The sequence below is a fragment of the Clostridium folliculivorans genome, assembly GCF_024341905.1.
Lineage (GTDB): Bacteria > Bacillota > Clostridia > Clostridiales > Clostridiaceae > Clostridium_AR > Clostridium_AR folliculivorans.
The window spans coordinates 39,370-62,622 of the sequence record NZ_BQXY01000011.1; the positions used below are offsets into that span (position 1 = coordinate 39,370).

The 23,253-nt window shown below is 30.1% G+C and carries 20 protein-coding genes, 1 tRNA gene and 1 pseudogene; 17 read left to right on the forward strand and 5 right to left on the reverse strand.

From position 1 onward, the window contains the following. Positions 1–50: 50 nt before the first annotated feature. A complete protein-coding gene (locus OCU55_RS20635; RefSeq protein ID WP_261854180.1) occupies positions 51–842 on the reverse strand; it encodes a glycoside hydrolase family 16 protein in 792 nt (263 codons plus the stop codon). A gap of 548 nt (positions 843–1,390) precedes the next feature. Here OCU55_RS20635 and OCU55_RS20640 point away from each other — a divergent pair. The 4 genes and pseudogenes from OCU55_RS20640 to OCU55_RS20655 all read left to right on the forward strand — a co-directional run bounded on the left by OCU55_RS20640 (position 1,391) and on the right by OCU55_RS20655 (position 5,822). Continuing rightward, positions 1,391–2,368: a polysaccharide deacetylase family protein gene (locus OCU55_RS20640; RefSeq protein ID WP_261854181.1), complete on the forward strand. Its 978-nt coding sequence runs from the start codon at positions 1,391–1,393 to the stop codon at positions 2,366–2,368. A 232-nt stretch (positions 2,369–2,600) separates the two neighbouring features. Further along, positions 2,601–2,810: a DUF4177 domain-containing protein gene (locus tag OCU55_RS20645; protein ID WP_261854182.1), complete on the forward strand. Its 210-nt coding sequence runs from the start codon at positions 2,601–2,603 to the stop codon at positions 2,808–2,810. 441 nt (positions 2,811–3,251) lie between these two features. After that, positions 3,252–3,380: pseudogene (locus OCU55_RS20650) on the forward strand (glycosyltransferase); the annotation flags it as partial. Positions 3,381–3,494: 114 nt separating this feature from the next. Continuing rightward, complete coding sequence (locus OCU55_RS20655) at positions 3,495–5,822, forward strand: glycosyltransferase family 39 protein (protein WP_261854183.1); 2,328 nt, start codon at positions 3,495–3,497, stop codon at positions 5,820–5,822. An 89-nt stretch (positions 5,823–5,911) separates the two neighbouring features. Here OCU55_RS20655 and OCU55_RS20660 read toward each other — a convergent pair whose 3' ends face one another. Next, on the reverse strand, positions 5,912–6,310 hold the full coding sequence (locus OCU55_RS20660; protein WP_261854184.1) for a DUF1259 domain-containing protein: 399 nt from the start codon (positions 6,308–6,310) through the stop codon (positions 5,912–5,914). 284 nt (positions 6,311–6,594) lie between these two features. On the opposite strand from OCU55_RS20660, the gene OCU55_RS20665 reads away from it, so the two are divergent. Then, the gene (locus tag OCU55_RS20665; protein WP_261854185.1) at positions 6,595–8,160 is read left to right on the forward strand and encodes an FAD-dependent oxidoreductase; all 1,566 of its coding nucleotides are present in this window, start codon (positions 6,595–6,597) and stop codon (positions 8,158–8,160) included. A gap of 82 nt (positions 8,161–8,242) precedes the next feature. Here OCU55_RS20665 and OCU55_RS20670 read toward each other — a convergent pair whose 3' ends face one another. Beyond that, positions 8,243–8,977: an MBL fold metallo-hydrolase gene (locus OCU55_RS20670; RefSeq protein WP_261854186.1), complete on the reverse strand. Its 735-nt coding sequence runs from the start codon at positions 8,975–8,977 to the stop codon at positions 8,243–8,245. A gap of 397 nt (positions 8,978–9,374) precedes the next feature. On the opposite strand from OCU55_RS20670, the gene OCU55_RS20675 reads away from it, so the two are divergent. The 3 genes from OCU55_RS20675 to crcB all read left to right on the forward strand — a co-directional run bounded on the left by OCU55_RS20675 (position 9,375) and on the right by crcB (position 10,707). Then, a complete protein-coding gene (locus OCU55_RS20675; RefSeq protein ID WP_261854187.1) occupies positions 9,375–9,743 on the forward strand; it encodes a VOC family protein in 369 nt (122 codons plus the stop codon). Between the two features lie 135 nt (positions 9,744–9,878). Continuing rightward, the gene (locus tag OCU55_RS20680) at positions 9,879–10,277 is read left to right on the forward strand and encodes a bacteriohemerythrin (RefSeq protein WP_261854188.1); all 399 of its coding nucleotides are present in this window, start codon (positions 9,879–9,881) and stop codon (positions 10,275–10,277) included. A gap of 55 nt (positions 10,278–10,332) precedes the next feature. Further along, positions 10,333–10,707, forward strand: a complete 375-nt coding sequence (gene crcB / locus OCU55_RS20685) for a fluoride efflux transporter CrcB (protein WP_261854189.1) — start codon at positions 10,333–10,335, stop codon at positions 10,705–10,707. Between the two features lie 79 nt (positions 10,708–10,786). On the opposite strand, the gene OCU55_RS20690 is transcribed toward crcB, so the two are convergent. After that, positions 10,787–11,020 (reverse strand): DUF1292 domain-containing protein, encoded by a 234-nt coding sequence (locus OCU55_RS20690; protein WP_183279617.1) that lies wholly within the window; start codon positions 11,018–11,020, stop codon positions 10,787–10,789. Between the two features lie 368 nt (positions 11,021–11,388). On the opposite strand from OCU55_RS20690, the gene OCU55_RS20695 reads away from it, so the two are divergent. Both OCU55_RS20695 and OCU55_RS20700 read left to right on the forward strand, forming a co-directional pair. Next, complete coding sequence (locus OCU55_RS20695; RefSeq protein WP_200273616.1) at positions 11,389–11,673, forward strand: hypothetical protein; 285 nt, start codon at positions 11,389–11,391, stop codon at positions 11,671–11,673. A 324-nt stretch (positions 11,674–11,997) separates the two neighbouring features. After that, positions 11,998–13,146 carry a Card1-like endonuclease domain-containing protein gene (locus tag OCU55_RS20700; RefSeq protein WP_261854190.1) on the forward strand — a complete coding sequence of 383 codons (1,149 nt, stop codon included), beginning with the start codon at positions 11,998–12,000 and terminating at the stop codon, positions 13,144–13,146. An 89-nt stretch (positions 13,147–13,235) separates the two neighbouring features. On the opposite strand, the gene OCU55_RS20705 is transcribed toward OCU55_RS20700, so the two are convergent. Further along, entirely contained in the window at positions 13,236–14,123 is an 888-nt protein-coding gene (locus tag OCU55_RS20705) for a phosphatidylserine decarboxylase (protein WP_261854191.1), read from the reverse strand. A 331-nt stretch (positions 14,124–14,454) separates the two neighbouring features. Here OCU55_RS20705 and OCU55_RS20710 point away from each other — a divergent pair, with 331 nt between their 5' ends. From OCU55_RS20710 to OCU55_RS20740, 7 genes are all read left to right on the forward strand, one after another. Further along, positions 14,455–15,027 carry a TetR/AcrR family transcriptional regulator gene (locus OCU55_RS20710; RefSeq protein WP_261854192.1) on the forward strand — a complete coding sequence of 191 codons (573 nt, stop codon included), beginning with the start codon at positions 14,455–14,457 and terminating at the stop codon, positions 15,025–15,027. A gap of 312 nt (positions 15,028–15,339) precedes the next feature. After that, the gene (locus tag OCU55_RS20715) at positions 15,340–18,540 is read left to right on the forward strand and encodes a YhgE/Pip domain-containing protein (protein ID WP_261854193.1); all 3,201 of its coding nucleotides are present in this window, start codon (positions 15,340–15,342) and stop codon (positions 18,538–18,540) included. Between the two features lie 136 nt (positions 18,541–18,676). Next, a tRNA-Arg gene (locus OCU55_RS20720) sits at positions 18,677–18,751 on the forward strand. Between the two features lie 365 nt (positions 18,752–19,116). After that, a complete protein-coding gene (locus tag OCU55_RS20725) occupies positions 19,117–19,284 on the forward strand; it encodes a hypothetical protein (RefSeq protein ID WP_261854194.1) in 168 nt (55 codons plus the stop codon). A 155-nt stretch (positions 19,285–19,439) separates the two neighbouring features. Beyond that, the gene (locus OCU55_RS20730) at positions 19,440–19,994 is read left to right on the forward strand and encodes a VanZ family protein (RefSeq protein ID WP_261854195.1); all 555 of its coding nucleotides are present in this window, start codon (positions 19,440–19,442) and stop codon (positions 19,992–19,994) included. Between the two features lie 180 nt (positions 19,995–20,174). Continuing rightward, a complete protein-coding gene (locus OCU55_RS20735) occupies positions 20,175–21,689 on the forward strand; it encodes a sialate O-acetylesterase (protein ID WP_261854196.1) in 1,515 nt (504 codons plus the stop codon). A gap of 104 nt (positions 21,690–21,793) precedes the next feature. Continuing rightward, positions 21,794–23,185, forward strand: coding sequence for a glycoside hydrolase family 1 protein (locus OCU55_RS20740; protein ID WP_261854197.1), 1,392 nt, complete (start codon positions 21,794–21,796; stop codon positions 23,183–23,185). Positions 23,186–23,253: the final 68 nt, after the last annotated feature.

Sequence of the window (23,253 nt, forward strand, 5' to 3'; positions counted from 1 at the left end):
AAAGATAGGCTACCTTCTAGGTACTTTTATTTTTGTTATTTTGTTAAGTGTTATTGATATACTCTAACGTAGTCAACAAGCATTTGTGCAGGGAAAGCAGTTGATGTATTTGGGTTACCTGGCCAAGTTCCGCCAACAGCTAAGTTTAAGATTATAAAGAATGGTTTATGGAACTCATCAGTACCATTAATGTTGTTAGCTATATTTGCTTCATTGAATTGAACCCCATCAACGAACCATTTTATTGAATTAGTATCCCATTGAATTGCATAAGTGTGATATTGAGTTACATCAATATTACCTGAAGGATTTCCATAGTATGCATGACCATTGTTATCCCAATGGATAGTACCGTGGATAACGCTTTCAAGATTTATGTGTTCCATTATATCAATTTCTCCACATGCAGGCCATCCAACTTGAGTTATATTCTGTCCAAGCATCCAGAATGCAGGCCATAGACCTTGTCCTTGAGGGAGCTTTATTCTAGCTTCAACTCTTCCATAAGTCCAATTCTTAAGACCTTGAGTTTTTAATCTAGCTGAAGTGTAAGCTGCGCCGCCATAACTTTCTTTTCTAGCTTCTATAACTAAGTTTCCGTTTGATACTCTAGCGTTTTCAGATCTGTTTGTATAATATTGAAGTTCGTTGTTTCCCCAGCCACCTGCACCTGTATCAAAGGTCCAGTTTGAGGTGTTAATAGAAGTTCCGTTAAATTCATCACTCCAAACTAAGGTTGAAGCAGTAGCAGCCTTAGCTGTCGTTGTATTAGTATAAGGCATGAATGATGCGATAAGCGCAAGTATAGCAGGTATAGCAAGAAATTTTCCTATTTTAGACATAATAATCCCCCTAAATTTTATTTTTTTATTAGATTAGATATAAAAATATAGTGAACGATTGTGTTTTAGAGTACCTATAAATTACAAGGTATTAGTAAAGGTTAATTCCCCCTTTCTGCTAAGATTTTGAGAAAAGTATAAAAGATAAGTTGAATTGATTTGATAAAGTAAAAAAATACTTTATAGAACGAGTGATTAATATTAGATATATTGTTACGTATATTTAGAATAGTAATAGAATGTGTTTGAATATTTTGAATTTTATAAACTAATTATACCATAATGTGTTAATAAATCCATAGTTTAAATTAAATTTATAAAAAATAATTATGTATGTGTTGCACTAGTAATTCTATTACAATTATGTACTTATTAGTTTTAATAATAAGAGATGAATAAACGATAAGAATTACTCATACTTTTATATAAGTAAATGTTTAAGAGCTTTAATATACATTGGTTAAGTAATAGATATTATTCTATAATACGTAAAAATTTGAACTAGTTATAAATTAAATATAATTATTTATATGCTGGAGGATTGCAGATTGAAGAAAAAGAAAAGGTATAATAAAACGAAAAGTTTAATGGGGAGAGTTAGAGCTGTATTTTTCTGTGTTCTAATTTTAATCTCATCTATAGTTATTACTAATAGATATACACAAAGTGGTTTAGAAAAAACAAAAGTTGTACAAGCTTCTAGTGAAATAAAACAAGAAAATAGAAGTGAAAATTTAATTAATATGGTTTATGAATCTTCCAGTAATAATAGTGTTTTAGATATGAATTCAAAAAATAATAATATAAAAAAAGAAAACGATGGAGAAGTAATTAATTCTGTAGATCAAGATTCAAATAGTTTTGACTCTGAAAAGATACAGAATTTTCTAACAAAAAATATTAGAATAGAAGATAATAAAAAAATTGCATTCTTAACTTTTGATGATGGGCCTTCTACTACGGTTACCCCTAAAATTCTAAATACTTTAAAAGAGAATAATGTAAAGGCTACATTTTTTATTGTAGGGAAGCAATTAGAGGAGACTCCTGAAGCAAAAAATATACTTTTAGAAACCTATAAGCAAGGGCATGTTATAGCTAATCATACATATTCTCATAATTACTCAAAGCTCTATCCTCATGGGAGAGTTGATGTAAATGATTTTATGGCTGAAGTAGAACAGAATAATAATATATTAAAAAGTGTATTAGGTGAAAATTTTAGATCTAGAGTAATAAGATTTCCTGGTGGACATGCTTCGTGGAAGGGTGTAGCGGAAATAGATAAAAAGCTTGAAGATAAAAGTTATAAATATATAGATTGGAATGCATTAATAGGAGATTCTGAAGGTGGACCTAAAACAAAAGAACAGCTTATAAAAAGATACCACCAAACCTTTGTAGGTCAGGAAAAGGTTGTTCTATTAATGCATGACACATACGGCAAGCAAAGTACTGCAGAAGCTCTTCCATATATAATTAGTGATTTGAAAAATAAAGGATATGAGTTTAGGACATTAAGGTAAAAGTTTTTAGATTTAACAACTATATAATAAGGAATCTATAAGGGATTATAACTTAATTATATATAATTTGTATACAATACACTTCTTGCACTTATATAATATATTTTAAATTAACAGAATATGTTATAAAATATAAATTTATGTTAGAATATGACTATATAGTTAATACCTTAAAATGGTTATTGAGTGTATTAAATAATTATGATACTGAGGTACATGTGGAGGGGATATTATGGTTCAATATAAGGTGTTTAGGTGGCAATTTAGTGCTTATGATTCTGATGATGATAAAAATTTAGAAGATAATCTTAATGACCTTGCATCTAATGGATGGAAGGTCATAAATATTATTACTAATAACAAAAAAAGTGGATCTCTTATGGTAGGGGATTCTGAGGACTCTAGTAGGAGTATTTTTATACTTGAGAAGACGATTAATTAGTTATATAAGGCTACAATACTATTAAAAATGTAGATATTTATAACTTAGCTATGTTTAATAATATTGTTGAAATTAATTGGTTATACAGGAGACGCTATATTAGAAAATCATATTAATTCTTTGCATAAGCTCATTAAAGCGTCGGATGATTAACCAGTTAATTTCAACACAGTACTATAATCTTAAATGGATATTTATTGTGGTTTATATACTGACTGCTCTAGGACGATGTTATTTTGTTCTAGAGCAGTTTTTATTATGTGTAATTTTACATATTTATACTATGAACATTAATTTTATCATTACGCAGGCTAAGAGTATGTGAAGTCTAATCACACAGACTTCACATTTTGTTTTGATATTAGTTAGATTATTAGAATTTATAATTATAAATATAGAAAAAGAAAGTGAAAAATCTTATGGACTGTAGGGGTGATTAAGATGACTAATGAAGTTATTTATTCTGTTAGAGTACCTTTGTACAATGAAGAATTGGTTATTGGTGAAAGTTGCAGAAGATTAAAAGTAGTAATAGATAAAACAGAAGAAAATTATAAAATTATATTTATATAGAAAGAATATTTTATGAAAGTAAAGACAGACCTATTTATATAGTTGAAAGCACAATAGAGTATAAAAGTTCAGACAAAACGCGCTAGTTAGTTAATTAAGGGAGGATTAATAATGAAGAAAATAAAAGCTACTAAAGAAAACATAGCTTTAGTTTTAATTACAATATTATCAGCAGTACTTAACTTTGGAAATTTAGGAATTGAAGGAACTGCAAACGCTTATTATGCAGCAGCTGCAAAAAGTATGACTATGAGTTTTAAAAACTTCTTTTTTGTATCTTTTGATCCAGCTGGATTTGTAAGTATAGATAAACCACCTCTAGGATTTTGGCTTCAAGCTATATCAGCTAAGACTTTTGGATTTAGTGGATGGAGTATAATACTTCCTCAGGCATTAGCAGGAGTAATATCTGTTGTAATAATCTATCATTTAGTTAAGAGATCTTTTGGAAGCGTAGCTGGTCTTATATCAGCTTTAACATTAGCAATAACACCGGTTTTTGTAGCAGTAAGCAGAAATAACTCAGTTGACAATACATTAGTTATGGTGCTTCTACTTGCATGTTGGGCGTTAACAATAGCAGCGAAAAATGGTAAACCTAAGTATCTTATACTAAGTATGGTTCTATTAGGTATAGGCTTTAATGTAAAGATGCTACAAGCATATATGATAGCCCCAGCTTTATATATAACATATCTTCTTTCAACTGCAACTTCAATTAAAAAGAGAATACTAAACTTAATAATAAGTACTTTCATATTAATGGCAGTTTCACTATCGTGGGCATTTATTGTGGATTTAGTACCAGCTAGCAGTAGACCTTATGTTGATAGTAGTACAAATAATACAGTTATGGAACTTATAGTAGGACATAATGGTTTAGAAAGAATTAGTTTAAGTAGTAATAGTAATGGCGGTGGTGTATCTAGCGGAAGCGGGCAGCGTCCTTCAAGACAGGAAAATGGAACAAGCTCTACTTCTAACACAATGCAAAATAATCAAAATTCAAATACATCAAATAATGCAAATAACAGTACGCAAGATGGAAATGATCAAATGGCACCTGGAGGAAGCGGTCAAACACAACCTAGTGGTAATGGTCAATTCGCACCACCAAGCGGAGATGGACAATTTGGTCCAAGAGGTAACATGCAAGGCGGCGGCGGTCGAATGGGTGGAGGAAGTTCAGGTCTTGCAGGTAGCTTTGGAGCTCAAACGCCATCTAGTATTACAAGATTATTTTCAAAGAACATACTTTCAGACCAAATAGTTTGGTTTATACCACTTGCTATATTGGGATTCATAGCAGCAGCAATTAAAGAAAAGTTAAGATTCCGTTTAGATAATACTAAAAAGCAAGCTTTAGTTTTATGGGGAATGTGGTTCTTACCGGTATTTATATATTTTAGTTTTAATACAGGTACATTCCATTCATATTACTTAACAATGTTAGCACCACCGACTGCAGCTTTAGCGGGAATTGGAATAACAACTATGTGGGAACTTTATAAAGAATGTGGATGGAAATCATGGTTCTTACCAGTTGCTTTATTAGCAAATGGGCTGGTTCAAATGTTAATGCTATATTACTTTGTTGACACCTCAAATATTATAAAAATATTAGCAGCGATAGTAATAATATTATGTTTAGGTTCATCCATAATTCTTTTAATATTAAACCTTATGAATATTGGCAAGAAAGAATTAGAACATGAATTAAACAATGAAAGATATGGTAAGATACTTAAACTTAAAAAGATAATAGTAAGTTTAGCTATAGCAGGACTTATGGTAACTCCTTTTGCAGGATCAGCGGCAGCTTTAGTTTATCCTTTAAATAGTTCATTCCCAGCGGCAGGTTTAGAACTTTTATCAGGAAGTTCAACAGGTGAAGGCCAAATGGGTGGTAACATGGCAAATAGTAAAGACTCAGCATTAGTTAGTTTCCTAGAAAAAAATAAAACTGCTAATCAAAAGTACTTACTTGTTGTATCAAACGCTAACTCAGCATCAGATATAATAATAAGCACTGGAGAACCTGTAATGGCTATAGGAGGATTCCTTGGAAATGATAAGTCAATAACCTTAGATCAATTTAAACAATTGGTTGCTAAAGGTGAAGTAAGATATGTTATGACAGGAGGAATGGGTGGAGGAAACTCATCAAGCAGTGAGATAATGAATTGGGTGCAGCAAAATGGTAAGCTAGTTTCTTCAAGTGAATACAGTGATTCTACTCAAGGAAATGTTACAGATGGTGCAGCAATATCAGATCCAACAGGAAGTACTAAAACTACAGGTGATAACAATGCTTCAACTAATAGCAATGGTGCATCTAGTCAAGATGATCAATCAAGACAAAATGGTAGAGAGTTTGGTGGAAACTCAGGAACATTGTATGATTTGAAAGCTTATACAGATAGTATATCATCAAAATAAAATGTATTTACTGGGAAATAAATAACACACCTCCTACAGAAATATAGATTCTGCAGGAGGTGTTATCTTTTATAATTTAGGATAATTATTTATTTTCTTAAAACCTTTAGAGCATCTGCTACTTTTTTAGCAAAAGCTAATGGATTATCTATAGATTCAAAGTGAATATACATAAGTCTTGGGTCATCAAAAAGCCAATGATTATGAAGAGCTGTAATCATAATCCCATGTTGCCTAAGAATACTAATGAAGTCATTTATCTCTCTTTGTAGAATCACTGTTTCTCCTAAGTTAAGAGCTCTACCTTGATTATCTATAGGCTCAAAGGAAAATAATGCTGATAGAGCTAATGGAGAATGAGTTGGTCTACCTAATATTTCTGCATTTATATTTCTCATAAAAGTGGCAACGCATAATCTATTAGTGGAGGTCAAAACTTCTGCACCAAGTATTTTAGCAAATTCACTGCAGATATTACACTTTTCCATAATTAATTAAATCCTCCTATATATTTAGAAATCAAATCACATATTTGTTAATATTACATAGGAAGTTCTGATTTCCTATGTAATATAATAGGAGGCTGTATATTTTATAGTATGAATCATTCTTACAAAATGTGTACAAACTACTCCCTATGTTAAAAATAATTATAGTTAAAGAACCATCTAGGAAAATTTATGGTTATATACATAATAGTTCATATTGAGTAAAAAATAATAATTGTTTATTAAAACAATATATTTAAAAAGTTACTTTCGGGAGGTCACAAATGGAGAATGTAAATGGCAACAACTTTGATGTGTTTTCGAGTAATCATGAGCCGTATTGGATTGCATCAGCCAATAAAACTAATTATCCAAAGTTAGAAGATGATATAACTGTAGATGTAGCGATAATAGGAGGAGGTATTGTTGGAATAACTTCTGCCTTTCTTTTGAAAAAACAAGGATTTAAAGTTGCTATCTTAGAAGCTAACAGTATTGCACATGGTACTACTGGACATACAACTGCAAAGATAACTTCTCAGCACGGGTTGATCTACGATAAGATCATTAAGAGTTTTGGAGAAGAAAAAGCAAGGAAATACGCGGAAGCAAATGAATCAGCAATTCAATTCGTCTATAATTTAACTAAAGAAAAAAATATAGATTGTGATTTTAAGTGGAATCCTTCTTATGTATACACTCAATCTGATGAGTATATAGAAAAAATCCAAAATGAGGTAAAGGCAGCTTGTAAGTTAGGTATAAAAGCTACATACCTTGATACGGTACCATTACCCTTTAGTATAAAGGCTGCTATAAAATTTGATGATCAAGCACAATTTCACCCATTAAAGTATCTACTAGCTTTAGCTGGTGATATACCTGGGGATGGAAGTAACATTTTTGAGAATACAAAAGTAGTTGATGTTGATGATAATGAAAAATGTGTTGCTAAAACAGATGAAGGTAAAAAGGTTACTGCATGGAAAGTTATAGTAGCATCACATTTTCCTTGCTATGATGGCTTAGGTTTATATTTTGCAAGGATGCATGCAGAAAAATCCTATATAATAGGGGTTAAGGCTAGGGATCCATTTCCAAAAGGTATGTTTATAAGTGCGGAGAAACCAGTAAGATCTCTTCGATCACAGAAATTTGAAGATGGTGAGCTCATATTAGTAGCTGGAGAGCATCATAAAACCGGAAGCGAGACAAAAACTAATGTTCATTATGAAAACTTAGGAAAGTTTGCAAAAGAAAATCTTAATTTAGAAAGTATTTTATATAGATGGTCAACACAAGATTGTGTAACCGTAGATAGTCTTCCATATGTCGGATATATAAATTCAAATACTTCAAATGTTTTGGTAGCCACTGGTTTTGGTAAATGGGGTATGACTAATGGAACTGTTTCGGCCATGATTTTGACAGATTTGATTACAAAAGGTGAAAATCAATGGGCTTCAGTGTATAACCCATCAAGGTTTGATATAAGCTCTGTTCCTAATATGATTTCAGATAACTTAGATGTAGCTAAAAACTTAATAGTAGGTAAACTTTCGCCAGTACCCCATGATATAGATATTAAGAATGGTGAGGCAGAGGTTATAGAAATAGATGGTCAAAAGATGGGAGCATATAGAGATGAAAATGGAGTGCTTCATGTAGTTGATACAACATGTACACATATAGGCTGTGAACTTCAATGGAATGAAGCAGAGAAGACTTGGGATTGTCCTTGCCATGGTTCAAGATTTAATTACGATGGTGGAAATGTTGAAGGGCCTGCGTTTAAAAGATTAAACTACCAGGGATATGCACCTAATAAACCTGATCCTAATATATTTTAATAAAGTTTGTAATAAAGTGAAATCATATGGTCTTAGTAAAACCTCCTATGCATGGATATAGCATAGGAGGTTTTTATAGGTATTATAATTCTAACTGATGGCCTCTATATTTTATCTCTTTAACGTCTACAGGTAATGAGGCAACATTTTCTTTAAATTTTGTTGTTGTTTTATAATCCTCACCAAAATGCATTGGTATAAATATTTTTGGAGAAAGTTCTTTTATGAAATATTCTCCACCAACACAATAATTATGTTCAAGCCTTGGATCTACAGGAAATAAGGCTATATCTATATTATTTCCTTTTATCTTAGATATTTCAGCTTTGAACATTCTTTCAGCCTCTTTAATAGCGGCTTCTTCATCATCCCACCAATACCACCAATTTAAATCTCCTGAATGGAATATGTCGGTACCATCTACCTTTACTAAAAATGAGATTCCAAGATCGGTTGAGCCAAAGGCTTTGATCTCCACACCTTGTATATTTAATGTTTCATAAGCTGATATTATATTAATGTTCTTACTATTGCTATTAGGTTGTATATCACTGCTTAATATATAACTAATGTCTGATCTTATACCTTCCCATTCAAGAATAACTGGGTTGAAATGATCTGCGTGGCTATGAGAAGAAAATACTATTAATTTCTTAGGAACATTTAAATCTTCTTCGCTTATAGCACCGGTTGTTCTATTTTTTATCTCACTATCAACAGTGTCCTTAAAATAATCGAACACTAGAAGATAATTTTCAGTTTCTACAGAGAAACCGCTATTATAAAGATAATTAACTTTTATATTAAATTTATTCATTTATATCCCCCTTGTAATGATTCTACCAAAAGTTTATTTACAATTATTACAAATTATAGACCTTATTAAGAAATACTTCAATAATCATAATATAGTTTTTTAATTTTTGTATATACAACTATTTTAATGGTTATAAAAGTAGTATTATACTAAAGTTAAGAATATATGATAGAAATAAAATTTCATACATTGAATAAAAATGTTGAAATGTATAAACATTATTTTTATATTATGATGTTCATTAAATATAGTTTTTATAATATAATTATAATCAAGAAAATAACTTTATACATGAGAACTATAATTTGTATTATAGAAATCTGACTACTTATATTATGAAAAGTAATAATTAATAAGATGCTATTTTATAATACTTTATTTTTAAGGAGGTTCGAAGATGAATTTTAGATTTGACCATAACAACATAAATGTTTTAAATCTTGAAAAGAGCTTGGCTTTCTATGAAAAGGCTCTAGGATTAAAGGAAGTCAAAAGAAAAGTTGCTGGAGATGGAAGTTTTATATTAGTTTATTTAGGTGATGGTGTATCAAACCATACTTTAGAGCTTACTTGGCTTAAGGATTGGAAGGAACCATATAACCTAGGAGACAATGAGTTTCACCTTGCATTAAAAGTTGATGATTTTGATGCAGCACATGATCTTCATGAGGAGATGGGATGTATCTGTTTTGAAAATAAGTCAATGGGAATATACTTTATTAATGACCCGGATGAATATTGGATTGAAATAATTCCTACAAGATAGTTATAAAACTTCAGGCTTAGTTTAGTAAACCTGAAGTTTTATTATTCTTTAGAAAGTTATAATTAAACTAAAAAACAAAGGAAATACTTATTATTGTAATTTGATTTTAGATAAAACTTAAAAAGGAGAAGATTGATGTTTGAGCTTACAAAAGAGTATGAAACAGGCGTATATAAGATAGATAAAGAGCATAGAAGATTATTCGAACTTGCTGATGAGTGTTATAATCTTCTCAAAGAAGATATCTGTGAAGATAAGTATGAAAAGGTGAAAAAGGTTATAAGTGAATTAAAAAATTATGCTAAATTTCATTTTAACGAAGAAGAAAAGCTAATGGAGAGTGTAAAACATAAACAAATATTCACTCATAAACTACAACATGACTACTTTATTGAAAAAATTGATGATATAGATATTGATGCTATAGAATATAAACAAGATCAGTATATAATCGATATACTAACATTTATAGTTGCTTGGATAAGACAACATATACTTAGTAAGGATGTTCAATATGTTAGTGATGTAAGATAATATAGTATTTACTTTATTTAATTTGATAGATTATATTATTTTTAGAGGTGATAATATGCAAAAGATATTATACGTAGGAATAGGTGGTTTTATAGGGGCTTCCTTGAGATATATTATATCAATTCATTCGCCAAAGCTTTTTGGCACTACTTTACCTTATGGGACACTTATTGTAAATGTGGTCGGAGGAATACTTATAGGATTTATAACTCAATTAAGTATTAGTACACAAATGATTTCCCCAAATCTAAAGTTGTTCTTAACTACTGGTATAATGGGTGGGTTAACTACATTCTCTACCTTTAGTTATGAAACGATTAATTTGTTTTCCGAAGGTTCATATTTATTGGGAATGCTTAATATATGCTTAAATCTCTTCTTAAGTCTTATTGGAGTGATACTGGGAAAAGGAATAGCACAAAATATATAAGAGTTTTTATGTTATAAATATATTTTTTATAAGTATTTTAGTTTATTAGCCCAGATTATTAATCTGGGCTAATAAGTTATTATAGGTGAGCAGTTTGCTTTACTTGATTAATTATATCTTGGCTTTCTACTTCTTCTAGTGATTCATTCCAGTGTTTATCAAACTTTATCTTATATATTTCTACACTACTTTCGTCATCAACAGGACACATAAGTACATATTCAGCTGAATTAACTAAAACTTGATCTAAAATCTTATATTCAATTTTATTTCCGTTTTCATCTCTAAAACTCATGATTTTGTGTTGAGCCATAATAATTTTCTCCTTTCTATTTGATTTACGCTTTTATTATTTACATAAATATAAATTATATGAGAGGTAAATAATAAAATAAGATAGTTATAAATGATTTTTATGACTTAAATCTTAATATTTAGGGAATCCTTATACTGAAACTTTTAATAATTTGGTCAATAAATTTGAAAGGAGTTGAAAGACCGTTGATTTAGAATAGTTTTAAATATAACTATTTCTTATGTAGGGTGGATGCATCCGAAATTACGCCTATGGAGTGTTAGACCAGACGAAAGTATATATTTTATAGATATACAAGTCGTGCACAGTGAAGTAGGAAGTAAACATAAACTTTTATATAGTTTTTAGTTTACATAACGGTATATATGAATAGGAGTGTAGGAGTAAACCTTAATAAAGAATTTAGACATCTTATGAAGTATAAAAGATCACCTTTTCCAAAGGAAGATTTAGAATCAGCTTATATGGAATATGATCATTGTGAACAAAAAGAATATGATCATCACCATAATAATGATAAACAACATGAAATGTTTGAAGATTGGGGAATGAAGGAATGTATATATGCTAGTGTTGGATTAGTAGTCTCAGTAGCTTCTTTAGCTTATGTACTAACAAGGCCTCATGGAAAGAAATTTAGCATGTTTTAATAAATAGTTGTAAGTTAAGCTCAATAGGGTTTTTTCACTATAATGGTAAGTTATGTAAGCTAATAGTTTTTATAATACTTAGCTTTATAATTACAATTAGTGATAAACCCTATAACTTTATATATTAGTTTTGATGGATATGGGCTTAGATTTTAATTACTAAGTTGTACATGCTATGTGAAAAAGCAATAACTATTAAGCGGATTAATAATATTAAGTTTTGTAGCGGAACCTTATAGTTGGAGTGGTTAATTTTTAGATATGTATATAAGCGTGATTGTATTCACAAGATATATAATAAAAATATAATTTAGAGGTGATTTAGTGGAATTTAATACTTTAGTAAACTTATTAGACACTCATAACGAGGCTAATATAATAGCTACTGAGAGATTTAAACCTAAAGAAGTTATATTTATATATAAACAAGTTAAAGATCAGCAGCTTCAATTAGAGAGTTTGAAAAAATATTATAATAGTAAGTTTTCTAATAGTACATTTATTAGTGAACCTATAGAAAAATTTGATGTTGAAAGCATTAAATCAGTACTTGATAAATATAAAGATAAAAGTTTATTAATAAATGTAACAAAAGGAGAAAGAATCTACTCACTAGCCTTACTCTATCTTTCACAAAAGTATAATATAAGATGTATTTATCTAGATGTTGAAAATAAAAAACTCATAAGCTTTAGTAATGAAGGTATTGATATAACTGATGAGAGCTTTTATGATCTAAATATACAAGAGATTATTGAAAGCTCAGGAGGATCTATAATAGTAGATTCTAATGAGAGTAATAGCAAAGCAATAATTGATCAGATAATAGACTTAATATCAAATAATTTAGATAGATGGGAGCGTTTAAAATATAGATTATATGATCCTAAGGTGTTTATTCATAATCAATTGGATCCTATGACAATAAAACTTGATATGAAGTATCTTACTAGAGAAGAAATGCATATATATAATTCTATGCTTAGTTTACTTAAAAAAAACAATCAAATACAGTATACTTCAGAAAAGCAGGATTATATTACAATAAAGTTTCTAAATAATCAAATAAAAAGTTTTATATTCAAAAGTGGGTCTTGGTTAGAAGCTTATACGAAGAGAGTAGTAGATAATATAAGACAAGTAGATGATGTTAAGAGCGGGTTGTTATTTTTGTGGGACAGTGAAAAGAACAGAGTGAAAAATGAATTGGATGTAGTTGCAATAAAAAATTCAACTTTAATATGCATATCTTGTAAAGATACAGGAAAATATGATGAGATTGCCCTTAATGAACTCAATGTATATGCGCAACAATTAGGTGGGGAGAATGTAGTCAAGATTTTGGTAGCGACAAAAGCTCCTTTAAAACATCCTGTACAAGAGAGGGCTAAAGAAATGAATATTGAGTTAGTTATATATGATGGAAATAAGAAAGTATTTGAAGACAAATTAAGAAAGATAATACTAAGATAGCTGCTATATGATAAAAGCCTCTTCTGATAATTAAGAAGAGGCTTTAATATATTAACTTAAAGTATACTAATTTATTAATAATATATTATTTAAAGCTTTACTCCGATAGTTTCTCCCATTGTTATTTTTGTTTCGTAGCCAAGAGATGTCTGGTGTACTATATCCTGATGTACTTTAGCCACACCTTTTTTCAAAAATAATATAGTAGTAGATCCACCAAACTTAAAGTAACCTTTTTCAGCGCCTTTTTCAACTTTTTTATTAGGTGTATAACTTTGAATTATAGTCCCAACACAAGTAGCGCCAACTTCAATGTGAAGTATGTCACCAAAATTTTCGGATTTAAATAATGACCATTCTCTTTTGTTTTGGCAGAAAAGCTTTGGTACTTTCTCTAAAGCTATTGGATTTACAGAGTAGTACTTTCCATCTATCTTTTTAGTCTCACTACATGTTCCGTAGTCAATAAAGTGAAATCTATGATAATCTGTAGGACATAAACGAAGCAGTATACATGTTCCGCCTTCATATTCATTTGCTACTTTATCATCACTTATCAGTTCTTTTAACGAGTAAGTAAGTCCTTTAACCTGAACTATGTTATTTAAATCTATATTTTCAAAAACAGAAAGTCTTCCATCTCCAGGGGAAACTAAAGCGTTCTTATCCATGTCTATAGGACGTGCTTCGTCTGTTAGCTTTCTATAGAAAAAGTCGTTGAAACTTGTAAATTCAGCTTGCTTTTTTATTGATAAGTTAGTATCAATATTGAATTCTTCTATAAATTCATTTACTTTACCTTTACTCAGTGGAGAATCACAATAGTAACCATATACCTTTGAAAAAAGCTTTCTTTTAATAAATAATTCAGTTATACTCTTTCCAATAGGTGATTCGTAACACCATTTTAAATAATTTAATCCAGCAACTTGCTCTTCTTCATAGGTTTTTGTTTTCCTATTATATATTTTAATCATTATGTACCTCACCTTTTTTATATATAATTTTATATTGAGATTTCGTACTCTTAGTTTTAAATATTAATTTGAAGAATTAGAATTATATGAAATATAAGCTTTATTAAAGATAATAAAGCTAGTTTATTTTCATCTAATTGTATCACATCTAGTTTCTCGGTCAACAATATGAAGTATAATATTTCAAATAAATATTGTTAATCATAGCTAAGTATTGTATATTTAACTTAAATAAGCTTAAGATATCTTGAATCAATATTCAAATATTATTAGTTTACCTAATTTATATATTTTTATTGGCTGGTCAATAAAAATTACGGAGTGATTTAACATGAATAAAACCAAAAGAGCAATCTTTGAAGCTGCAATAAGTATCTTTTCAAAGGCTGGTTATAATGGTGCTACAATGGATGAGATAGCATTAGAAGCTGGGGTAGCTAAAGGTACCTTATATTATCATTTTAAAAGTAAGGAAGAAATATTCAATTTTATAATAACAGAAGGCATCAATCTTATGCATGATGAAATAAATCAAGTAAATAATATATCTGGTGATGCATTAGTTAAATTGAAAGAAGTTTGCAAAATACAGCTTTCTTTTTTGTATAGAAATAAAGAGTTTTTTAAAGTTATAATGAGCCAATTGTGGGGGCAAGAACTTAGACAATTAGAGCTTAGAAATCAGATCCAGCAATATATATATGGTTTAGAAACCTATATAAAAGAGGCAGTAGATACTGGTTTAATAAGAAAAGGTGATGTCTCTTTTATGGCCTATGCATTTTTTGGAAGCTTAATATCTGCGGCGGTATATGAAATAATAAATATAGATAAAATTAATTTAGAAAATATTATTGATAATCTAATAGATTACAATTTTAGGGGATTACAAACAAGTAAATAAAGATATAATCTGCTTATATGTGGATAGAAACAGGGAGTAATAAATCGTTACTCTCTATTTTTTTTCTTTAAAAATTAGTTGTTGAATAATAAATTAGACGCTTGATATATAGAAATAGAGAAGGCTGGCAAATATAAGTATGTAAAAGGTGGAATAAAATTAAGGATAATAGAGATAAGTTGATATATTTGCCATAATCAGTTGATTTTATTACATAAAATGCCATAAATCGCTTTTGCAAAAGATAATCAAAAATAGTATAAATAGAACTGACCAGTCAGTACAAAAACTTATGAAAAGCGGGGTGGATGTATGAAATTTGCTAAAATTGCTTGGAAAGATATTTCTAGCATATTTAGAAACAGATTGATAAGAGTTTCTGTAATAGCAATTATCATAGTGCCTTTGTTATACAGCTTACTTTATCTAGCTGCGTTTTGGGATCCTTATTCAAGATTAGATAAGCTTCCAGTAGCAGTAGTAAATCTAGATAAAGGTTCTGAGAATGATGGAAAAGCTGTAAATTATGGCGATGATATTGTAAAGGATCTGAAGGAAAACAAAGAAGTTGGGTGGCAATTTACCAATTTACAAGAAGCTAAAGATGGATTAGAAGGAAGCAAATATTATTCTATGTTTGTGATTCCTGAGGATTTTTCTGGTAAAATAATCAGTTCAAAGGATCACAAGCCTGAATCACCAGAGATTAAGTTTGTGCCTAACGACAAAAAGAATTTTCTTGCTTCACAAATAGGAGGAAAAGTTGAACTAGCTATTCAGCAAAAAATTACATCAAATATATCAAAAGAGTTCACTAAGGTTACTTTTGATAATATGTACGAACTAAAAGATGGAATGCAACAAGCAGCAGATGGAAGTAAGAAACTTTATGATGGTATAGATACTTTAGGTAGCAATGTACCAACTATGGCAGATGGAGTTTTACAACTTAAGGATGGTTCCAATAAGTTAAGTGACGGATTAAGTCAACTTAAGGACAAGACATCAGCAATGCCAAGTGGAGTTTCACAGCTTTATAGTGGATCAAATCAAATAACAGGGGGATTAGGCCAGTTAAAGGCATCAACAGGTATCCCTGCATTACTTGACGGATCTAATCAAATAACTAATGGTTTAGGAATGCTTAATGATAAAATCAAACAAGGACAAGAAACTGTTGTAAGCTTAGGACTTAATAAACTTGATCCAAGTAAAGTTTTGAATGTAGAAAATCTTCAAAAGATCAAATCAGTAATAGCTGCAGGAAAAAAACTATCTGATGCAGATCTTTCTGTACTTAATTCTTTAAATACTTCTAGTGTTAAACTAGTAGAGAGTACAATGAGTGACATAAAGCAGTTAACTAGTGATGAAGGAATAAAAGTATTAATGAGTAAACCATCAATACAACTAGTTTTATCACAGATGGATTTCTCAAAGCCTGAAAATCAACAGGCTTTAGCAACAAGAGTTCAAAATGCAGATAAATTAGTTAGTGATGCTAACTCTATACAAGCAGCTTTATTAAAATTAAAGAATAATGAACCACAATTATTTACTCAATTGCAAAGTATGGATATAAATAATGAACTAAAAACAATGCCTGTAATAATAAGTTCATTAAATAATTTAAGTTCTGCAAGTAAGTTAATTACAAAGAGTGATGTGACACTTGTACAAGGGATTCTAAATGACCCTACAAAGTTGAGTAATCAATTAGCGGCTATGGATAAAACAAAGAGTGATTTAAATGGCTTAATGAATCAAATATCTACTATGCAAAGCAATGATGCTCTAAATAATGAACTAAAAACCATAGCAGTGAAGCTTGGAACTTCAAAAGCGCAAGGAGACCAAAGTGTTCAATTGTCTGCAGTTGAGAGAGATGCTATGCTTCAATATATGGGTTCAGTAAATAATTTGACTAATGGATTTGCAAAGTACAAGCCAGAGCTGGATGGAATGATGACACAGCTAAACTCTTATGAGCAAATGGCTAAAGATAAGATGGCAGTTGTTCAAGCTAACCCTCAATCAGCAAAAGCTCTAGGTAGTTTACTTACAAACTATGATGCAACAATGGGATTAGTAAACTCTAAATTACCTCTATTAAATGCTGTTGGTGTAGCATTACAAAAGCCTGATAATGTTTCTGCATTGTCTACTGTAATTAGTGGTATAAATAGCATACAAACGGATTTAGCAAAGAATCAAGATAACTTAGCTTTAATAAATGACTTAATAACAAGCACTCAAGATCCTAAGGTTCAAGCTTTACTACCTAAGGTTGCAAAAATTAAGAGTGATATTGATTCGGCTAAACCACTTATAGATAAACTAAATACTCCTGAAACTTTGGCAATGCTTGAAAAAGCACCAGAGCTAGCAGGACAAGTTAAGGGACTTCAACAAGATATAAAAAATAATGCAGATATTTTAGAAATAGCAGACAGAACATTAACAGAAGGAAATCTTGAAACTGCTCAGAACTTATTAGCATCTATTCCAGAACTAACAAATGGAGTTCAAAAATTATATGATGGATCTACTCAGGTTACTGGAGGACTTAATACAGTAAATGGAGCAGTAAATCAGTTATATGATGGCTCAACTCAAGTTGCTGGAGGTTTAGGCCAGCTTAATGGATCAGTACCTTCATTAATAAGTGGAGTAAATCAATTAAATGATGGAGCAGGCAAGTTAAGTAATGGACTTGGAGAGCTAAATGGAAAGATGCCTGAACTTAAAGATGGTGTTGTAAAACTTACAGATGGCTCAAAAGAATTGTCAGATAAGCTATCTGATGGTTCAAATAAGCTAAATAATAACCTAAAGAATTCAAGTGAAGAGATGGGAACTTTTATATCAGAACCAGTTAAAGTTACTACAGAAGCGATAAATACAGTTAAGGATTATGGGACTGGCTTTACCCCATACTTTATCCCATTATCATTATGGGTTGGTGCAATCATGATGTTCTTCGTAATATCACCAAAGGTTGCCGATGGAATGAACGCAGGCTCTGCTTCAAGAGTTTTGGGAAAATACTTCTCATATACCTTTATTGGATTACTTCAAGCAGTATTAGTGAGCATAGTTGTTTTATTCTTGGGATTAAAACCAAACAATATCATAGCTTACTTTGGATTTAATATATTATTATCCTTTACTTTTATAGCTATAATACAAGCGTTGATATCCTTGCTTGGAGATGCTGGAAGACTTCTTGCAATAGTATTGCTTATATTTAACTTAACAACTTGTGCAGGTACTTTCCCATTAGAATTAGTACCTAAATTCTTCACAGTTTTAAATCCATACCTTCCATTTACTTATGCAATAGCAGGATTAAGAGAATCTATAGCAGGCTCAGATTTTTCGGTTATAGCTAGTAGCTCTTTATTCCTATTAGCATATCTAGTAGTCTTTATAACAATAGCTGTTATATTTATAGACAGAGGAGAAAAGTTTGTAAGACTTATAGAAGGTAAAAAGGAAGAATTAGCAGCATAGTTTTAGCATTTAATGTATAGTATAAAACTGCTGATAAACATAATTTATCAGCAGTTTTTCTTACAAAAATTTCATATCTTGACTTTAAGTTTATAAAGGTTTAAAATAGGAATGTATTTTTCATACAACTTAATATGTCCTCATAGTTAAATGGATAGAACAGTCCCCTCCTAAGGGACAGATGTAGGTTCGATTCCTACTGGGGATACCATGTATGGTGATAGAACGGCTTAACTTTAAGGGTTAAGCCGTTTTTGTTTTTAGAAAAGGTTACTATACTATTTGGAAAAGTTTTCTAGATATTAAGTTGATACAAATTCATTAAACATTTTTTGAAATAATACTGCAGTATTTTGCTTCATATCTTTTATAACATGAGTATGCATTAACCCATGAAAGGTTATTTAATTTAATTGTTTGTAATTTGTATGTTTTTAGGTGAATAGCAAGGGTTTTAGAATATTTATGAATATAAATTTGTAACTTAAAATGGACAATAGAGTAAAAAAATTGCAATTAAGAAATAAAGTATTGTAAAGTTAAAGTTATATTATGGAAGAAAGGAGGGTGATTATAATGGCTGTTAAAGGAATAAAGATTATGATAATGGGACTTGTTATTATTTTAATAGGAATATATATCGGTATTCAATCTCTTCAAGGTGTCAGAACAGGTGATAGAGAAGTTTTATTAATCATTGTTGGGGCAATTATCAGCGTAATAGGTTTTTTCGTTAAATCTTAGAAACTTAGTTGGAATTCTTATGCGAGTTTTTTCAAGTTGATAGTTTTATAGTATGCTAGTTTAGCAAGCAAATTTAATTCTACTACTTTGTAGTTATGGATTAACTTATATTTATACTTATAGATAAGAAAATAATTAAATGAGGGGGAAGATTTATGCAAGCTGAGGTGTATACACCTAAATTATTAGTTATATATGGAACAATGATTTTACTTGTAACTATGTTAATTTCCATATTAATAAAAAAGAAAAGAAATAAAGTGATAGTTTGGAAGAGAGAGGCTATATTTGGGGGCTTTGTAGTATATATACTACTAGTATTAAGTATTACACTATTACCTATTACGGTATATCGTACTGTTAACCCATATAAAATCACTCCTAATATAAATGTTATACCTTTAATTGGGATTGATACAGATAGGTTTGGTTTAATTGGCATAATAAATATAGTTGGTAATATATTTTTATTAACTCCATTGAGTATTTTTATAAAAATGCTCTATTCTGATAAGTTTAGTTTTAAGAAGTGTATGATAATAGTAATTTTATTTTCAATAGGTATAGAATTTATGCAGTACTTAGAAATGGTATGGCAATTACAAAGTTCGAGAGTTACGGATATCAATGATATATTATTTAATACAATTGGTGGTGTAATAGGTTATTTTGCATATGATACTTTGGTGAAAAAGAAAATTCATATATAAATGTATGTATGTTTTATTTAGAGAAGCTTAATCATTAAGATTAAGCTTTTTTTGTGCAGAAAGTCACGGAAGTAGTAAGTATATTTATTTATTAAAAGTATATACTTATATAAATAGTTATGCTATTATTATATATGTAAAGGAAATCATTTTTTATAAAATAGATAAGAGGTGATAATATTGGGATTTAAATTAGCTCCGATCTTTTCTGACAATATGGTCCTTCAGAGAGATTCTGAAGTTGTTGTCTGGGGAAAGGCTGAGAATGATGATTTAATAATAGGTAAAATGTGTGGACAAGAAGTTAAGGCCTACGCAAAGAATGGTGAGTTTAGACTCATATTTAAAGATCTTAAAGCTGGTGGACCTTTTGAACTGGAGATATTATCGGAAGACCAAGAAGTAATCTTTAACAATATTTTAGTAGGTGAAGTTTGGATTGCAGGTGGACAATCTAATATGGAATTTAATCTGAAGGATTCTATAGGTGCTGAGAAAGAAATAGAACAGTCCAATTATACTGAGATAAGATATTATAATGTACCAGATATAATATATGAGAATGGTGATGAAGTTTTACCTGAGGGGATAATAGATACAGGGTGGAGTGTAGCATCGCCAGAAACAGCAGCATATTACTCAGCTGTTGCATATCATTTTGCTAAGAATTTATATAATGACTTAAAGGTTCCTATAGGAATAATTAACTGTAATAAGGGTGGAACCTCTGCATCTAGCTGGATGAATGAAAAATACTTATCTGAGGATAATGAATTAACAGAAGCATATTTAGAACAATATAAAAAAGCTATAGAAAACCTTACAGATGAAGAAGAAGATAGATTAACATCTGAATTTTATAAATCACAAGAGGATTACAACAGAAGAGAAGAGGAATATAAGAAAAAGTATCCTGAAAGATCTATGGAACAGCTTCATGCAGAAATAGGCAGTGTTCCATGGCCGCCTCCACTGGGAAGAAAGTCATATCAAAGGCCATGTGGAATTTATAAAACAAAATTTAGAAAAATAACTCCTTTTAGGGTTAGAGGGGTTATTTGGTATCAAGGTGAAGAAGATTCATCAAAAGCACATCTGTACAAGAAACTTTTTAGTAGATTGATAAAATGTTGGAGAGAGGATTTGGAAAGTGCAGAACTTCCTTTCGTATTTGTGCAGCTACCTATGTTTAATGATGAGAAGCTTGATACTTGGCAGATTGTTAGAGATGCACAGTTATACACTTATAAAAACATGAAAAATACATCTATGATAGTTACTTCAGATTTAGGAGAAGCAGAAGATGTTCACCCTAAGGATAAAAAACCAGTGGGAGAAAGACTTGCTTTAGCTGCAAGGCAGGATGTATATGAGGAAAATATAAATGGTCATTCTCCTATATATCTCGATTATGAGATTATAGGCAATAAGGTAAGAATAAGTTTTGATTATGTATTACCTGGGGAATTGATTATAAAGGATGATACAAAATTAAATGGTTTTGAGATATATGATAAAAATAAAGTTTTACATCCCGCAAAGGCTTATATTGAAAAGGATAAAGTAATTGTTTATAGCGAAGAAGTTGGTGAGCCTATAGGTGTTGCTTATGGTTGGAAGAACTATATTGAAATAAATCTATTTAATAATATAGGGTTACCTGCTTCACCGTTTAATACCTTAAGTAAATATTAATAAAGATTTTATCTGTTTTATTATTTATAAATTATATAGATATAGAATCACAAACACATACAGCTACGTCGAAGTAAAAATACAATAAGGATAGGTGATATTAATTGAAACATGAATTTCCAAAAGATTTTTGGTGGGGGGCAGCTACATCTGGACCTCAATCAGAAGGAAGATTTAACAAAAAACATAGAAGCGTATTTGATTATTGGTATGATATAGAGCCGGAAGCTTTTTTTGATAGAGTAGGTCCAAATGTAGCTTCAAACTTTTATAATAGCTTCAGAGAAGATTTGAAACTTATGAAATCTATAGGATTTAATTCTTTTAGAACGTCTATTCAATGGACACGTCTTATCAAAGATTTTGAAACTGCTGAAGTTGAATCAGATTCAGTAAGATTTTATAATGAAATGATTGATGAATGCATAGCTAATGGAATGATACCAGTTATAAATTTACATCATTTTGATCTTCCAATAGAACTTTATGAAAAGTATGGTGGTTGGGAATCAAAGCACGTAGTTGAGCTTTTTGCAAAGTACTCTAGAGTATGTTTTGATTTATTTGGAGATAGAGTTAAGCATTGGACAACTTTCAATGAGCCTATAGTAATTGTACAAGGTGAATATATAAATCAGTTTCATTATCCCAATCTAGTAGATGGTAAGAAAGCTGTTCAAGTATCTTATAATTTAAATCTTGCTTCAGCAAAAGCTATAGAGCAATTTAGATTGAGCAAAAATAGCAAAGATGGAGAGATAGGAATAGTATTAAATCTTACCCCTGCATATCCAAGATCTAATTCGGAGGAAGATTTAGCTGCCTCAGATTTTGCAAACAAGTTTCATAATAGAATGTTTCTTGATCCAGCAGTCTTGGGACATTTTCCAGAAGGCTTAGCTGAGATATTTATAAAAGATGATGTTATGTGGCAGTATACAGAAGAAGAGTTAGAATTAATAAAAAATAATACAATTGATTTTCTTGGAGTAAACTTCTATCAACCATTAAGAGTCAAGGCGTTAGAACATGAATTTGATGAATCAAAGAAGGGATGGCTTCCTGATAAATACTATTCGTACTATGAAATGCCAGGAAGAAGGGTAAACCCTCATAAAAATTGGGAAATATATCCTGAAGCTATGTATGATATAGCAATCAATATAAGAGATAATTACAAGAATATACCATGGTATGTTTCAGAAAATGGAATGGGTGTTTATGGTGAAGAAAAGTTTAAAGACGAAAATGGAATGATTGTTGATGATTATAGAATTGAGTTCATAACAGAACATCTAGAATTCCTTCATAAAGGTATAGAAGAAGGGTCTAATTGCTTTGGATATCACCTTTGGACTCCGATAGATTGCTGGTCATGGATGAATGCATATAGAAATAGATATGGATTTATATCTTTAGATTTAGCTACTCAGATCAAGACTATAAAAAAATCAGGTTATTGGTTTAAAGCAGTTTCAGAAAACAATGGATTTTAGCCCGTACTCTATTAGTTTACCCTAAAACTAAACTCAAAATCAGAATGTGGTGCTCTAAAGATTACAAA